The organism is Acidithiobacillus albertensis (assembly GCF_001931655.1).
In the GTDB taxonomy this organism is placed as follows: Bacteria; Pseudomonadota; Gammaproteobacteria; order Acidithiobacillales; family Acidithiobacillaceae; genus Acidithiobacillus; species Acidithiobacillus thiooxidans.
Genome location: NZ_MOAD01000001.1, coordinates 1,795,511 through 1,810,952, shown reverse-complemented (window position 1 = coordinate 1,810,952; position 15,442 = coordinate 1,795,511). Strand labels below are relative to the sequence as shown.

Sequence of the window (15,442 nt, the reverse complement as noted above, 5' to 3'; positions counted from 1 at the left end):
ATGTCCCGAAAAAAACTCCACACCCGATGGCAACTGCTGTTACAAATTGTTTTTACCATTGGCGTTCTGTTCTGGCTTTTGCATAACACCAACTGGCCGTCGCTCAGTCAACGTTTTGCAGAAATGCGGCCCTGGTGGTTTGTCGCGGCCATGGCCTCCTATGCCCTGAATTTATCGGTATCGGTTATTCGCTGGCGCATCATTCTGTTGGCTATGGAGCGCACGGCTCCCATCCTCTGGTTGTTGCGGCTGAATTGGGTTGGGGCCTATTTTAATCAGGTATTGCCCGGGGCGGTTTCCGGTGATGTGATTCGTGCCTGGTACACCCGTCAGCAAACCGGTTCCATGCCGCTCGCGCTTGCAGCGGTTTTTGGTGACCGCTTTATGGGTATGGGCGCTTTGATTGTCATTGCAGCGGTCGCCTTTGCTCTGGGTGGAGCAAGGGTGGGGCTGCTCCCGCAAATGGGCTGGACCATCGGGATTCTGCTATTTGCCTATGCACTGATTGTTCTTCTCATTTTAAGCCCGCTACTGAATTTTCTCGAAAAAATTTCGGGAAAACTCGGCGATAAGCTTCATGATATTCGTTTGGGGATGGGCGCACTGCTGCGCCATCGTCTGGCATTGAGCGCGACCATTGTTCTTTCTTTTACGATTCAGTGCATATCGGTTCTGACCTTCTGGCTACTCGCCCATGCTCTTGGCGAGGCCCCGGACGCCGTAGCACTCTGGGTAGTGTGGCCGGTAATCAGTCTGTTTCTGGCCCTGCCCATATCCTTTGCCGGTTGGGGGCTGCGTGAAGGCCTGATGGTTTTTTATCTGGGCTATTTGCACATGGGGCATGATCAGGCTTTGGCGCTCTCCTTGTTGCTCGGCTTCACCATGGTCCTGACCAGTCTGCCGGGCGCCTTGTTGTGGATAGGATTACATCGTCATCATGAAGCACCGCCTGATCTTCAGCATTAGGCCGGTGTCCACTGATAAACAATATTTTTACCGCGAGCATCTTCTTCGACCATGATCAGGTATTGCCCGTTTTTCCGGCGCAGGGCATGAATAGCGTGAATCATGTCCACCCAACCGCTTTGATTGCCCACCGCCGCTCCCGGTGAAATGTTCCCTACCTTTGCCCCATTGCCGAGGCGGAAAATAGTTACTACCGCATCCTTGCCTGCGGTGGGAAATACGGCGATGGTAAACAGATAATCACCAGCAATATCAAATGCTTTTGGTGGTAAGCCATGTCCGTCTTCGGGCATATTGGCCGCCCAGCGAAATTGCGCTTTTCCGCTTTTCCAGTGATCATAGCGCGCGACGACTGCACCTATCAGCCCCCAGCTTTTTTTGCCTTTATTGGCGGTGTAGCCACCGATATAGAGACTATCGCTGCTGCTGTCATAATGTGCACGAGTCACCCGGGTAAATAATTCGGGCACCGGATATTTTACCGGAGATTTAAAACGGGGAATGCCCGCATCAGACCAGGCAGCAAAGGCATAATGCCAGATGTTTTGATCGGGTGTTTGCCCACGCCAGATACCCCCTTCCGCGTCCACGTTCCAGGCAAATCCATCGCCCTTGAGGCTGGCCACATGATGGGCAATTTGGCTTGGGGCCGGTTCAAAGGCGTATAAATCGTATCCGCCTCCGGTTTGTCCCATGGTGTACAGCAGTCTTTTCCCCTGCAGATGGCGTAGTTCGGTGGAGCAGGCATCTTTGCCCATAATGCGTGGATCATCAGGGTAGCGCACAGCATCCAGAGTAATGGCCTCTGCCTGCCAGCCTTTGCCGGGCTCCTGGTCAGGGTCGTAGGAAAAAATGGATTCAGGACCATAAACCACTGTGCCATCACTGCGGGGGTCAAAACAGAAAGCGGTCACCCAGGCATATTTTGATAACTCCCAACGCAATTGCTGCTGGGGGTTTAAAGAACGAATAACCACCGGAGAATTGGGATTGGGTCCAAAACACATACCGACATAAAGATTACCAGCAGCATCCAGGCCGGCCCCGCGCAGGGCAAAAAACTTGTTGGCAGCCATTTTTCCCGGTGTGCCCGCCCGCAGCCCACCCTGAACCCCATAACGCTGATTGAGTTGTGGTTTAGAAGAGAGGGTATAACTCAGTACCTGTTGATCCGGACCATTATCGCAAATCAGCAGAACATCATTTTTATCGATGGAAATAGCCGTAGCTTTGGCCACATTGCCAATCCGACCAGGCAATATCTGACCATCCAAACCATAATGCAGGATTTGCCCTTTTTGTATCACCCACAAGGAGTTTTTTGAGTCGATGGCGAGGCCGGTGATATCCGATAAAGGAAGGGTGTTGCGGACGCTCATATCCTGCGGATTGCGGATCTGAATGCCGCCTCCTTTGAGGGCCAAGGCCAGGGTTTCTGCGCGTCCTGCCATGGCGAGTGCCAATCCGGATTTGCTGTGCCCCTGGTATTTAATGGCCGATTGAATATTGTGTGGATCGCTCCAATAGAATTGTAATAAGTCCCCTGCAGTATTGGTGATAAAAATCAGATGGCCGATTACGGCTACACTGGTTCCTGCGGTGCCCCAACCCCAGGCCCGTGAACGGGCTTCACCATCGGCCATGAGACATTGGACATTGGTATCATTGTCCCGATACAGGCCGGTACAACGCCCAGCCTCATCCCACAAGGATGCGGTCAGCACCGTGCCCTCATCCGTGACAGTCATGGCCACAATTTCATCCTGAACCCAGCGACCGGAACCATTTTGACCCTTTCCGGCAAAGCTGTTGCCAATCCACGAGGTGGAATATTGTCCATGCAGCAGTGACAGCTCTGAACCTGCAAAAGCCCGAGAGATCAGGTTGTGAGAGTAAAAAGCAATACCCGCAACCGGCAGCGCCACTCCACTCAGTCCGGCAAATTTCAGGAAGGTACGACGATTATGCATGTAGAACCGCCTCACTATGATTAAATGCGTCAAATGGCCCGAGAAAGCATGGTCTGGCTTCGAGTGTAACGGATTACTGTGCTCATAGCGGTATGATGCGTTGCCACAGGGCGTGGCATCAAGATATAATTCAGTATCCGAGATGCTGGCGTAGCTCAGTCGGTAGAGCTACTGATTTGTAATCAGTGGGTCAGGGGTTCGATTCCTCTCGCCAGCACCAAATAAAACAGGCACTTAGCGATTTTTGCTAGGTGCTTTCATTTTTACGGGCTAACAGGATTGTTCCAGGGCTTGCCGCAGTATGTGAAATTCGCGCCTACAATAGCGCCAAATGGATTTAAAACAACCGGTATACGATGATAAATTCAACAGAGGCCATTGATAAAGTGATATCAGTCGCACCCATGCTCGACTGGACAGACCGTCATTGTCGGCATTTTTTGCGGCTGATTTGTCCTTCCTGCGTGCTCTACACGGAAATGCTGACGACTAATGCGCTTTTGTTGGGTCGCGATCCCCAGCGTTTCCTGGAGTATTCTGCGGCCGAAAACCCTTTGATTTTGCAGGTAGGGGGGGATGATCCGGCCGCGATGCGCCGTGTTTCCAGGCTAGCCAAGGAGTATCAATACGACGGAATCAACCTGAATGTAGGTTGTCCTTCGCCACGTGTACAAAAGGGCAGTTTTGGTGCCTGCCTCATGGCGACTCCGGAATTGGTTGCCGAGCTGATGGCAGGGCTTTCGGACAGTGCCTTACCGGTGAGTGTCAAACATCGTTTGGGATTGGATCGCGAAGAGGATTTTGCGTCTTTGCATCAATTCGTGGAAATTGTGGCGCAGTCGGGATGCCAGCATTTTATTGTGCATGCCCGTAATGCCTGGTTGAAGGGCCTGAATCCCGCAGAAAATCGGGAAATACCGCCATTACGCTGGGATTGGGTACATCGTCTGAAAAGCGATTTCCCCCACTTGCGCATTGAAGTCAATGGGGGCTTCAAGACCACTGAAACGGTACTGGATCAATTCACTCACGTCGATGGGGTGATGATTGGTCGAGCGGCTTATCATAATCCAATGTTCCTGGCCGAAGTGGAAATGGCCCTGGACAGGCGCGGGCAATTACCTGATCGATCCGTCGTGCTCGAACAATTACTGGCTTATGCCGAAAACTGGGGAGAGGCATTGCCTGCGCCACGCCTGAGCCGACATCTGCATGGTCTGTATTTTGGGGTTACTGGCGCTGGAGAATGGCGTCGATTTCTGGGTACGGCGACAGTCAACGAAAACGCCGCAGAGTTTCTGCGGCGAGCCATGCAACATATTGAAAAAATGGATCAGGCAAGTACTTGATTACTGATTTCCAGCAAGCGTAAGGTGCGTTGATCGCGGATGCGGTAATAAACGCGACTGGCCACCTTTCTGACCAGGACCAGACCGGAGTCCTGAAGCAGGGCAAGATGCTGGGAAGCATTACTGTGACTGGTGTTGATGGCGGTCACCAGATTTTGCATGCTCATTTCACCGCGACCAAGTAGGCAGATGATCTTATAGCGCAATGGATGAGACATGGCCTTGATAATTTCAGAAAGCCGGGTAATTTCCCATTCGGGAATGATCGTGTTTCCTGTGCTTTTCATGGTGTCTCCTTACTTGACTATCATTAGGTAACTGACCTGGATGATTAAGCAGAAACCATGCCACTAACTATATCCACATGAAATATAAAACAAAAAATAATAATTAGTGTATTTCTATGGCGCGTTTATTAGCTTATGCTGTAGACGTTCGACTACGCTTTTTGTAAGGATAGTTTATTTCATTGAATCATATGGTATTTTTTTTGTTATCAAGGAGCGACAGTCGAGCTTTCAGGGCTGTCGCTCACGCTCAGCTTAGATTTTGTTGCGCCAATACTGATCTTCTTTGTCCATAATCCGCGCAGCCTCTTCCGGTCCCCAGGAGCCCGCCGGATAGGTGAGGATGTAGTCGGTTTCCCGGCCCCAAGCCTTGATAATCGGGTCTACTACCCGCCAGGCCCATTCCACTTCATCAAAGCGGATAAACAGGGCTTTGTCGCCTTCCATGACATCCAGCAGTAGAGCTTCATACGCATCCAGCTCCTGTTCACCCTCCTTGCGATAGGATGCATTGAGCTGCACCGGACGGACGCGCATTTCCAGGCCGGGTTCCTTGATCTGGATTTCGGTTTTCAGACTTTCGGGTTCCAAAGAAAGCAGGATCCAGTTGGGTTCGATTTTTTCGATACTGGTTTCTCGAAAAAGCTGCTGAGGCGTATGCCGAAAACGCAGGGCAACACTGGAGGTTTTGTTTTCGAGGCGTTTGCCGGTACGAAGATAAAAAGGAACCCCGCGCCAGCGCCAGTTATCAATATAAAATTTCGCGGCCACATAAGTCTCGGTAATGGAGTTGGTTTCAACCCCGGCTTCATCCTGATAGCCCGGTACATGCTTGCCATCTACTACCCCGGGACCGTATTGAGCGCGCATGGCATAGGCCGTGACGGCAGATTTGGGGATGGGTCGAATAGAGCGGAGTACCTTGACCTTTTCATCACGCAGAGCGTCCGCTTCCATGCAAGGGGGGGGCTCCATAGCTACCAGAGTCAGAATTTGCATCAGATGATTCTGCAACATATCCCGCAATGCTCCGGCCTGATCATAATAACCGGCGCGACTTTCGATACCACCACTTTCGGCTACGGTAATTTGCACATGGTCTATATAATTGCGGTTCCAGAGGGCTTCTACGGCCAGATTGGCAAAACGATAAACCATCAGGTTCTGGACGATTTCCTTGCCTAAATAGTGGTCAATGCGATAAATCTGTTCCTCGCGGAAGTGACGATGCAACTGTTCATTGAGACGCATGGCGCTTTCCAGGTCTTCACCGAAAGGCTTTTCAATAACAATACGATAGTCGCCTTCCTGATTGAAGCCGGCACTCGATAGATGCTGAACAACAGGCACAAAATCTGCCGGGCGAATGGCCAGATAAAATATGGTAGCAGCAGGTTTATCCGCACCTTCCTCAGTGAGTGCCGCGCGGAGCTTTTCATAAGACTCCTTTTCATGAATTTCTCCACGCACATACTCAAAGTGTTTGCAGAAATCATCAAAATGTTCGTCATGATAATTTCCTGCGTAGGTTTCCAATTGTTCTCGCAAGAAATCCTGCCAGCCATTATTGTCCCAGGGACGCCGCCCAAAAGCCAAAATACGCATTTCCTTGGGCATCATACCGGCACATTCCAGGTGATACAGGGCCGGGAGCAGTTTTTTACTGGCCAGATCCCCAGTAGCGCCAAAAATGACGAACTGACAAATACATTGGTTATCCACTCAGTCCTCCTTTTGTACGGCATGACCGCCGAACTGATTGCGCATCATGGCCAATAGCTTGGCCGCATAGTCGTCTTTTCCCTGGGAAGCCCAACGCATCTGCAGGGCCAGCGTGATGACCGGAGCAGGAATTTTCATGGCCAAAGCGGCTTGAGCGGTCCAGAGCCCTTCGCCCGAGTCGGCGACCACCGGCGCAATATCCGCGAGGACCTGATCTTTGTGCAGGGTGTCAGCAGTCAGATCCAAAAGCCAGGAGCGGACAACACTGCCATAGCGCCACATTTCGGCGACATTGGCGAGATCCAGATTAAACTCGGTTTTAGCCTGAAGAATGGCGAAACCTTCGGCGAGTGCCTGCATCATTCCATATTCAATACCGTTGTGAACCATTTTCACGAAATGCCCACTACCTACCGGTCCGCAATGCAGCCACCCCTGATTTTCACCGGGAGCGAGGGCTTTCAGGAAAGGCGTGACCTGAGTAACCGCCTCCTGGCTGCCGCCTACCATCAAGGCATAGCCTTCCTGCAATCCCCAAACCCCGCCGGACACACCCGCGTCGACATAATGCAAGCCAGCAGCTTCGACCTTGGCGGCCTGCGCCATGGAGTCTTCGTAGAGTGCATTGGCGCCATTGACCAGGGTGTCACCCTTGCTTAGCAAGGGAAGTAACTGGTCAATATGCTCTTGCGTGGCTTCACCGGCCGGTAGCATTAACCAGATGACTCTGGGGGCTGGCAGTTGTTTGACCAGATCTTCCAGCGAGCTGGCAGCGCGCATGCCACTTTCCTGGGCAAGGTCCTGGGCTTTTTGGATATGGCGATTGTAAGCAATGACATTCATGCCTTTCAGATGCAGACGTCGCGCCATATTGGCGCCCATGCGACCAAGACCGACCATGCCTATACTGGGTTTACTCATGTCATGCTCCTTTGCGTATGCGTATGCGTATGCGTCTGTCGGGAAAATGATACTATGTTGAGTATAGACATATTGGGCTTTTATTGTTTTTTTTGCTAAAGGAAATGCACATGAATCTGGGTACTCCGTGTTCTGCTTCTGCGACCCGGCTGATGATGCTGGGCGCCGGTGAATTAGGTAAGGAAGTGTTGATTGCTGCCCAGCGTCTGGGCGTTGAGACCATCGCCGTGGATCGTTACGCAGATGCTCCTGCCATGCAGGTCGCTCACCGCGCCTACGTGATAGATATGACCGACCCTGAAGCGATTCTGGCTCTGGTCAAGCGTGAGCGTCCGCATTTTGTGGTCCCGGAAATTGAAGCTATCGCCACCTCCGCCCTGGCAGAAATCGAAAATTCCGGCTCGGCCACGGTGGTCCCTTCGGCGCGGGCCGTGCAATTAACCATGGATCGTGAGGGTATTCGTCGTCTTGCGTCCGAACATCTGGGCCTGCCCACTTCTCCTTACCGCTTCGCCAGCAGCTTGCAGGAACTAGAGGCGGCAGCTGTCGAGCTGGGTTTCCCCTGTGTGATCAAACCGGTCATGTCTTCCAGCGGCAAAGGGCAGTCGGTCGCGCGGAGTGCGGCGGAATTGGCGCTGGCCTGGCAGGAAGCGCAGACGGCCGGGCGTGTGGGGGCGCAGAAAGTCATTGTCGAGGGCTTTGTGGACTTTGATTTTGAAATCACCGTGCTGACGGTGCGCTCTGCCTTAGGTACAGTATTTTGCCCGCCCATCGGGCATCGTCAGGAAGCAGGAGATTATGTGGAGTCCTGGCAGCCCCAGGCCATGTCCGCGCAGGCGCTTCAGGATGCACAGAGCATGGCGCAAAAAGTGACGGATAATCTCGGCGGACAGGGATTATATGGGGTGGAATTTTTTGTTCAGGGTGAAGCAGTGATTTTCAGTGAGTTGTCGCCCAGACCCCATGACACCGGTCTGGTGACCTTGGCCAGTCAACGTCAGAACGAGTTTGAATTGCATTTGCGGGCTATTCTGGGCTTGCCCGTTGATCCCGGATTCCGCAGAGCTTCCGCTTCTGCGGTTATTCGGGGTAAAAACTTGGGTTGGGGGCCCCGATATGCCGGTCTTGAAACAGCACTGGCCGTACCGGAAAGTGATTTACGTCTGTTTGGCAAGCCGACGGCCAGCAAGTTGCGGCGGCTTGGCGTAGCCGTCGCTGCCGGAGAAAGTGTGGAAGAGTCGCGGGAAAGGGCGGCCAAGGCCGCCGCCGCGATTACGGTCAGCCCCGCCTAACTCTTTACAAATTGTTCAATGCGATCCAGTGCCATTTCCAGGTTTTTGTCACTGGTCGCAAAAGAAAGGCGAATATGTCCGGGGCTTCCAAAGGCAGAACCCGGTACCACCGCAACGCCTGCTTCCAAGAGGGCTTCCGCTAGAATCAGGTCATCCTGCAGATTTTTGGCCTGCATCACTTCATGAAAGCCCGGGAAGCTGTAAAAGGTGCCATCTGATGGCAGCACGTTGACGCCCGGAAGACTATGCAGGCGACCATAAACGTAAGCATGACGGCGCCGGAAAGCATGAACCATTTCATGCACCGCACTATCGCCCCCTTCCAGAGCTGCCTGGGCAGCTACCTGGGCGATGGAGGTTGGATTGGAGGTGCTTTGCGACTGCACGGTGTTCATGGCCGTAATCAGTGTCTCGGGCCCTGCACAATAGCCTATGCGCCAGCCGGTCATGGCATAAGCCTTGGAGACGCCATTCATCACAATGCAGCGTTCTTTCAGATCGGGGCAGGCATTGGTAATGTTTACGAAAGGCTGGTCCTGAAAGAGGATTTTTTCATACATGTCATCAGTGGCAATCAAAATCCGGGGATGACGACGTAATACTTCTCCCAGTGCTTCGAGTTCACTGCGGCTATAAGCGACTCCTGAGGGGTTGGAAGGGCTGTTGAGCACTAAAAGCCGGGTGCTTTCGGTGATGGCCGCTTCCAGTTGTTCAGGCAGAATTTTGAAGTGTTGTGCGGCGTCCGTATCAATAATGACCGGACAGGCCTCGGCAAGAATGACCATATCGGGATAGGACACCCAGTAGGGCGCGGGAATGATGACTTCATCTCCTGCATCCAGCAAGGCTTGACAGAGGTTGAAAAAGCTCTGCTTGCCGCCGACGGAGACCAGCACCTCATTGGGACGGTAATCGAGATGATTGTCCCGGGCAAATTTGGCTATGATGGCGGTTTTCAGCTCCGGCGTGCCACCGACTGCGGTGTACTTGGTGAAGCCCCGATGAATGGCTTGTATGGCCGCATCCTTGATATATTCGGGTGTGTCGAAATCGGGCTCGCCAGCGCCGAGACTGACAATGTCTTTGCCTTCCCGACGGAGTTGCTGTGCCCGGGCGGTAACGGCGAGTGTCGGAGAGGGACGCACCGCAGTAACGCGGCGGGAAAGGCGAATATCCACGATGTTAAACTCCAGATATCATTTTCAGCGGGTGCGGCAAATGCGCACAAGAGGGCAAATGATAAGCATCCGTCACTTAAAATCAACTATTTTGCTATAGGCGAAAAGATCGCGGTTGCCCATGGTGATGGATTGACATTACATCTGGCTACAAGGATATGCTGCAGATTGCAATTTTCAAATAGCAATGGGCAGCGGGCAGGAAAGGGAGCGTTATGAAAAATCTGGAGATCGGGGTGGCAGGGATGACCTGTGCTTCCTGCAGCAGTCGGGTAGAACGCACGCTGAATCGCTTGCCGGGGGTACAGGCCAGCGTGAATTTGAGTACTGAGCGGGCAACCGTGGCATTCGATCCGACCCAGACCAGCCTGGAAACGCTGAGGGCTGCGATTGCTGATATAGGCTACCAACCCGTCGTGGCGCAATCTGAGCTGGAGGTTGGCGGGATGACTTGTGCCTCTTGCAGCAGTCGCGTGGAGCGCGCTCTGGGCAAGGTTTCTGGCGTCCTGTCGGCCAGTGTCAATCTGGCCACAGAACGGGCCATGGTGGAATATTTTCCGGATAGCACTAATCAGGATCAATTGATTGCGGCTGTTGTTAATGCCGGTTATGAAGCGCGGGCGGTCCGTGCTGATGCCCGGGGTGAAGATCGTAAAATCTCCCAGCTGCGGCTTATGCGAAAAGATTTGCTGACGGCAGTTGTTCTGGCTGTGCCTATTTTGTGCTTGTCTATGGGTCCCCTGCTTTTTCCGGCGTTGGGACGATGGCTGCAAGAAAATGCACTCTTTGGGCATTTTTGGGACTGGGTTCAGGCCGTACTGGCAACGCTGGTACTGGCCGGTCCGGGGCGGCGTTTTTTTCGTCCGGGTCTGATTGCCTACCGTCATTTGTCTCCGGATATGAATTCTCTGGTGGCTACCGGTACGGGAGCCGCCTGGCTGTTCAGCATGATCGTGCTGATTTTCCCGGAGCTTTTCAGCCAGGTCGGAGGGCATGTGTATTTTGATTCGGCGGCGGTGGTCATTGCCGCCATTCTGCTCGGCAAGTATCTGGAAGAGCTGGCCAAAGGCCGGGCCTCGCAGGCGATTCGGCATCTGGTTGATCTTCAGGCCAAGGACGCAACACTGCTCAAAGATGGGCAGGAACAGCGGGTGCCACTCAACCGCATCCGCACTGGAGATCATCTCCTGGTCAGACCGGGAGAGCGTCTGCCCGTGGATGGCATCGTCCTGGAAGGAGAATCCTATATAGATGCAGCCATGCTGACCGGAGAAGCGTTGCCTGAGCATAAAAAAGCAGGTGACGCCGTCGTCGGCGCGACGATCAATGGTAACGGCAGGCTGATTATCGAAGCGACTGCGGTGGGGCAAAATACAGTCATTGCCCATATTATTCAGATGGTCGAGCAGGCCCAGGCTGGAAAGCTGCCCATCCAGGGTCTTGCTGACCGGGTGGTTCGTGTATTTACGCCTTTGGTTATTGGCATTGCGCTGCTGAGTTTTATGGTGTGGTTATGGTTGGGACCCAGCCCGGCTATTACTGTGGCCCTGTTGTCCGCTGTGGCGGTGCTGGTGGTGGCCTGTCCCTGTGCCATGGGACTTGCCACCCCGGCGGCGGTCATGGTCGGTACCGGCCGGGCTGCAGAGTTAGGTGTGTTTTTTCGCAAAGGACTGGCGTTGGAAACGCTGGCCCAGGTGAAAACGGTCTGTCTGGATAAAACCGGCACGTTGACGCGGGGTACGCCAGCCGTGTGTGAAATTGTCGCAGACGATGTCCGCCAGGTTCTGACCTTGGCTGCGTCGCTGGAAGCGGCTTCTGAGCATCCTTTGGCGCGGACCATTGTTCAGGCTGCGCGTGAACGGGAAATTTCCCTGTCTCCTGTGACGGATTTTCAGGCCGTCCCTGGCCGGGGTGTTGAGGGTGTCGTAGCCGGACAGAAAATTCTGGTCGGTACGGCGGTCTGGTTGCAGGAGAATGGCGTAGAGCAGGACGCTAAATTTTGGACTGAGCCGCAGGTGGCCCAAAGCTGGGTGTATATTGCCGGGAATGGACATTTGCTGGGGAAAATCGCCATTCAGGACAGCGTAAGACCCGAATCCTTAGCGGTCGTCCGGCAACTGCAGTCCATGGGTATGCGGGTGGTCATGATTACGGGTGACAGCCAGAGCGCAGCGCGGCATCTTGCCGAACACCTTGGATTAGAAGAGTTTTATGCAGAGGTGTTGCCTCAGGATAAGGCAAATATCGTCAAGCAGTTACAAAGCCAGGGCGGCAAAGTCGCCTTTGTGGGCGATGGCATCAATGATGCTCCGGCTTTGGCTCAGGCCGATGTGGGCCTGGCCCTGGCTTCAGGCACTGACATTGCCATGGAGACGGCTGATTTGACCTTAACCCATGGGGATCTCAGTGCATTGGTGACGGCAGTGCAGGCAGCGCGAAAAACCATGGCGACCATTCGCGGTAATTTATTCTGGGCGTTTTTCTACAATATCCTGCTGATTCCGGTGGCTGCGGGGGTGCTGATTCCCTGGGGGTTTCAGCTGAATCCCATGCTGGCGGGACTGGCCATGGGAATGTCGTCAGTATTTGTGCTCAGTAACAGTTTACGTTTGAAGTGGCTGCGTCCGTGGGTGCCTGATTTAGTCTGAAAGATGTGGCTGTTGCCGCAGAGGCTTTGCCGCTCCCTTGTCCCTCGCCTGTTGTTCTAGGGCTCATCCTGCTGTCAGGAGAGAACTCGCCCTTCGGGCTCAAACAGCTCTCCTGACGGGCGCAGGATTTCACCAAGAACAACAACGGCGCGGGCCAAAAGTCGCGGCAAAGCCTCTGCGGCAACAGCCACTTTAAAGAGATCAAAGAGGTTCAGCACTGTAACGCACCATCAGCGTGTGCTTTTCACCCGGCTGCAGTTGCAGCACATTTTCGGCGGCGTTGGCGGATTCCACGCAGAGCATCTGCCGCCAGCCTTCCGGCGTGTAATCTCCCATGGCAGCGGCTTTCTCGGCCCAAGGCGTCCAGACTACTGTGGAATCGGCATGCTCCTTATGAATACGAATTCGGCGGTACATGCGCGGGTCATGGATAATGCAATCACTTTGGGTGTTGAGATAAACCCGGTCGGTCTCGGCGTTGAAGGTAATGTCACCTTCCTGCTGCTTCCGGGCGAAATCTGCGGTTTTGTCGAGATAGGTACAACCATCCAGACCTTCCAGGCGCACCGAATGAATATCGCCCACGTGGAAATACGTATGGAAGGCCTCACCCAGAGTGATTGTGTCGTTTCCGGCGTTATGGGTAGTCAGAGACATTTCCAGAGTTTCGGAAACGATAATTTCAAGGCTGACCGGAGTCTCATGAGGCCACTGTGCCCGGGTTTCGTTCGTGGGCTCCAGGGTCAGGGTAATCCGGGTGCTGTCCTTGCTGCTTGCTGAATCGCTGACGGTCCACAAGTGGGTGCGGGCAAAGCCATGGGCCGGGAACTGGCTGTTGTCGGGATGCGGACCGAACCAGGGCCAACATACCGGCACGCCGCCGCGAATGGATTTGCCGACGGCGAAGCACGATTTTTCCGAAAGCCAGATGAGTGGATCGTACTGGGACCGTGGTTGAAACGCTGTCAGATGAGCCCCTTGCAGGAAAACACTGGCACTGGCACTGCTGTTGCGAATGTCCGCAAAAATCTGCCCCCCCGGACCAAAGCGAAAAAACACATGTTCGGGAATGGCGTAGCGATTCAGTGCATCAAGGGATTGCATAGTTATTCCAGGAAGTGAGGGAATTTGGCACATTCTGCTGCTGAAGGTTGCCAGCGGTCAATTGACGGATCGCGATAATGCAGCCAAAGCCGTCGGGCAGGCGTATGCTGTGTTATTCCTGTAATTCGCTGACAAGGTGACTGAGTGGCGCAAAATCCCTGGCAACGTCCGGTCAACAAAAATCTTTGGGTATTATGGAAACTCAAGCCCTTTTTGCGTTCCCGGCTCGGGCTTCTGCTGGCTTATCTGCTGGCCATGCTCTGCAGTGCTGGCGCTTCCTTGGTTTTGCCCCAGGGAGCTCGGTTTATTCTCGACAAGGGGTTCCATAGTTACAAGGCATTACTTTGGATCAGCATTGCGCTATTCATGTTGGGTATGTTTACGGTCGCCATGCGCGGGCTGCGGGATGGTCTGGCAACCTGGCTGGGGCAGGGGGTCGTCGCCGATTTGCGCAGTGCCGTGTTCAGTCATGCGCTGCATCTTCCCGCCATATTTTATGAGACATTCCGGACCGGTGAGGTCATTTCGCGGTTAAGCAGTGATGTCACCATTTTACGTTTTGGTTTGACGGGCGTGCTCGGGCGTAGTCTGCAAAGCGGCATCACCCTGGTCGGCGCGCTGGTGTTGATGCTGGTGACCATGCCCCAGTTACTGCTCCCGGGAGTGTTGGTATTGCCGTTGCTGGTGTTTGTCAATATCCGCTCAGGACGTCTGCAGCGCGGATACAGCCGCAAGGAACAGGATTATCTGGCTGATCTCAGTGCCCATACCGAAGAGTCTATCAATGGCATTAGGGTCATCCAGGCGCTTACCCTCGAACCTCAGACTGAAACCCGATATCGCCAGGATATTCATCTGTTGCTGGGACAAGTCTGGTCGCGGGTTAAAGTCCAGTCCTGGTCCACCTTTCTGACGGGAAGCCTGGTTTTTCTGGCACTCAGCGCCATGCTCTATCTGGGCGGTCTCGCGGTTCTCGAAAAGCAGGTGGGCATGGGCGTACTGGCGGCATTTCTGCTTTATGCCCTGATGGCGGCAACGTCTTTGGCCTCGTTGGGGGAGTTATGGGGCAGCATGTCACGACTGGCGGGTGCCACTGAACGCTTGCTGGCGCTGCTGGATGAACAGCCAGAACACAGTGTCCAGGCTTTGTCAGGCGAAGTCGGCAAAGTTCCAGAACCCTCTGAGTTTTCCATCAGAAATCCGGCACGATTGACCCTGGAGCGCGTCGCCTTCCGGTATCCTTCGCGGCCGGATGTGCCTGCTATTGAAAATATTTCCCTGGATATTGAACCAGGGGAAACAGTGGCTTTTGTAGGTGCTTCCGGAGCCGGTAAAAGTACGGTGTTTTCCCTGCTCATGCGCCATTATCAACCCAGCGAAGGGCAAATTTTGCTGGATGGAACGGCCATTGATGCCATGCCCTTGCGTAGCTTGCGCCAGCAACTGGCCGTAGTCCCACAACATCCTGTCATTTTTTCCATGAGTATTGCGGATAACATTTTGATGGCGCGTCCTGATGCCAATGAGGCAGCTTTACTGGCTGCCGTTCAGGCTGCTCGGGTGGATGAATTTTCTGACCGACTGGAAGACAAACTGAAAACCCATGTTGGAGAAAAAGGCGTAACTTTATCCGGAGGGCAACGCCAACGCATTGCCATTGCCCGAGCGATTCTGAGAAACCCTCGGGTACTGATTCTGGATGAGGCCACCAGCGCCCTGGATGCGGAAAATGAGCGGCTCATTCAGGAGGCACTGGCTAATTTGACCGCACAGCGGACCACCCTGGTGGCAGCGCATCGTTTGGCCACTATTGTTCATGCTGCACGCATTGCCGTGCTCGATCAGGGCCGACTCATTGCTATTGGCAGTCATGAAGCGCTGCTGAAAAGTTGTCCCACTTACCGACAATTTGCTGAATTGCAGCGCCTGCACGAACAATCTCCGGAATTTTCCACCCTGGAAAAAATACGCGCCTGAAGAAAAACAGAACTATAGTCAAAGCTGG

General features: G+C 53.7%; 11 protein-coding genes and 1 tRNA gene. 6 read left to right on the top strand and 6 right to left on the bottom strand.

Annotation, left to right across the window (positions count from 1 at the left end; all coding sequences use genetic code 11):
- Positions 1–966: a lysylphosphatidylglycerol synthase transmembrane domain-containing protein gene (locus BLW97_RS09435; protein ID WP_207650584.1), complete on the top strand. Its 966-nt coding sequence runs from the start codon at positions 1–3 to the stop codon at positions 964–966.
- Here BLW97_RS09435 and BLW97_RS09430 read toward each other — a convergent pair.
- Positions 963–2,936: an NHL repeat-containing protein gene (locus BLW97_RS09430; RefSeq protein ID WP_075322994.1), complete on the bottom strand. Its 1,974-nt coding sequence runs from the start codon at positions 2,934–2,936 to the stop codon at positions 963–965. The two genes, BLW97_RS09435 and BLW97_RS09430, sit on opposite strands and share 4 nt — an antisense overlap.
- A gap of 144 nt (positions 2,937–3,080) precedes the next feature.
- Here BLW97_RS09430 and BLW97_RS09425 point away from each other — a divergent pair.
- A tRNA-Thr gene (locus BLW97_RS09425) sits at positions 3,081–3,156 on the top strand.
- A gap of 136 nt (positions 3,157–3,292) precedes the next feature.
- A complete protein-coding gene (dusA, locus tag BLW97_RS09420; RefSeq protein ID WP_075322993.1) occupies positions 3,293–4,285 on the top strand; it encodes a tRNA dihydrouridine(20/20a) synthase DusA in 993 nt (330 codons plus the stop codon).
- Here dusA and BLW97_RS09415 read toward each other — a convergent pair.
- The 3 genes from BLW97_RS09415 to gnd all read right to left on the bottom strand — a co-directional run bounded on the left by BLW97_RS09415 (position 4,270) and on the right by gnd (position 7,263).
- Positions 4,270–4,572, bottom strand: a complete 303-nt coding sequence (locus BLW97_RS09415) for an ArsR/SmtB family transcription factor (RefSeq protein WP_010637953.1) — start codon at positions 4,570–4,572, stop codon at positions 4,270–4,272. The genes dusA and BLW97_RS09415 overlap by 16 nt on opposite strands.
- 255 nt (positions 4,573–4,827) lie before the next feature.
- Positions 4,828–6,294 (bottom strand): glucose-6-phosphate dehydrogenase, encoded by a 1,467-nt coding sequence (gene zwf / locus BLW97_RS09410; protein WP_010637955.1) that lies wholly within the window; start codon positions 6,292–6,294, stop codon positions 4,828–4,830.
- Positions 6,295–7,263: a phosphogluconate dehydrogenase (NAD(+)-dependent, decarboxylating) gene (gene gnd, locus BLW97_RS09405; RefSeq protein ID WP_278278525.1), complete on the bottom strand. Its 969-nt coding sequence runs from the start codon at positions 7,261–7,263 to the stop codon at positions 6,295–6,297.
- A 62-nt stretch (positions 7,264–7,325) separates the two neighbouring features.
- On the opposite strand from gnd, the gene purT reads away from it, so the two are divergent.
- The gene (gene purT, locus BLW97_RS09400) at positions 7,326–8,507 is read left to right on the top strand and encodes a formate-dependent phosphoribosylglycinamide formyltransferase (protein WP_075322991.1); all 1,182 of its coding nucleotides are present in this window, start codon (positions 7,326–7,328) and stop codon (positions 8,505–8,507) included.
- Here the strand turns inward: purT and BLW97_RS09395 are convergent.
- Positions 8,504–9,685, bottom strand: a complete 1,182-nt coding sequence (locus BLW97_RS09395; RefSeq protein ID WP_075322990.1) for a pyridoxal phosphate-dependent aminotransferase — start codon at positions 9,683–9,685, stop codon at positions 8,504–8,506. The genes purT and BLW97_RS09395 overlap by 4 nt on opposite strands.
- A 215-nt stretch (positions 9,686–9,900) precedes the next feature.
- On the opposite strand from BLW97_RS09395, the gene BLW97_RS09390 reads away from it, so the two are divergent.
- Positions 9,901–12,333 (top strand): heavy metal translocating P-type ATPase, encoded by a 2,433-nt coding sequence (locus BLW97_RS09390; protein WP_075322989.1) that lies wholly within the window; start codon positions 9,901–9,903, stop codon positions 12,331–12,333.
- A gap of 201 nt (positions 12,334–12,534) precedes the next feature.
- Here the strand turns inward: BLW97_RS09390 and BLW97_RS09385 are convergent, their stop codons facing one another.
- Positions 12,535–13,437 (bottom strand): D-hexose-6-phosphate mutarotase, encoded by a 903-nt coding sequence (locus BLW97_RS09385; protein WP_075322988.1) that lies wholly within the window; start codon positions 13,435–13,437, stop codon positions 12,535–12,537.
- Positions 13,438–13,581: 144 nt separating this feature from the next.
- On the opposite strand from BLW97_RS09385, the gene BLW97_RS09380 reads away from it, so the two are divergent.
- Positions 13,582–15,414, top strand: a complete 1,833-nt coding sequence (locus BLW97_RS09380) for an ABC transporter ATP-binding protein (protein ID WP_075322987.1) — start codon at positions 13,582–13,584, stop codon at positions 15,412–15,414.
- Positions 15,415–15,442: the final 28 nt, after the last annotated feature.

What these genes read in the sequence shown, in the direction of transcription:
- purT (WP_075322991.1), top strand. Translation starts at nt 7,326, where the DNA reads ATGAATCTGGGTACTCCGTGTTCTGCTTCTGCGACCCGGCTGATGATG.
- BLW97_RS09385 (WP_075322988.1), bottom strand. Translation starts at nt 13,437, where the DNA reads ATGCAATCCCTTGATGCACTGAATCGCTACGCCATTCCCGAACATGTG.
- dusA (WP_075322993.1), top strand. Translation starts at nt 3,293, where the DNA reads ATGATAAATTCAACAGAGGCCATTGATAAAGTGATATCAGTCGCACCC.
- BLW97_RS09430 (WP_075322994.1), bottom strand. Translation starts at nt 2,936, where the DNA reads ATGCATAATCGTCGTACCTTCCTGAAATTTGCCGGACTGAGTGGAGTG.
- BLW97_RS09390 (WP_075322989.1), top strand. Translation starts at nt 9,901, where the DNA reads ATGAAAAATCTGGAGATCGGGGTGGCAGGGATGACCTGTGCTTCCTGC.
- BLW97_RS09435 (WP_207650584.1), top strand. Translation starts at nt 1, where the DNA reads ATGTCCCGAAAAAAACTCCACACCCGATGGCAACTGCTGTTACAAATT.
- BLW97_RS09415 (WP_010637953.1), bottom strand. Translation starts at nt 4,572, where the DNA reads ATGAAAAGCACAGGAAACACGATCATTCCCGAATGGGAAATTACCCGG.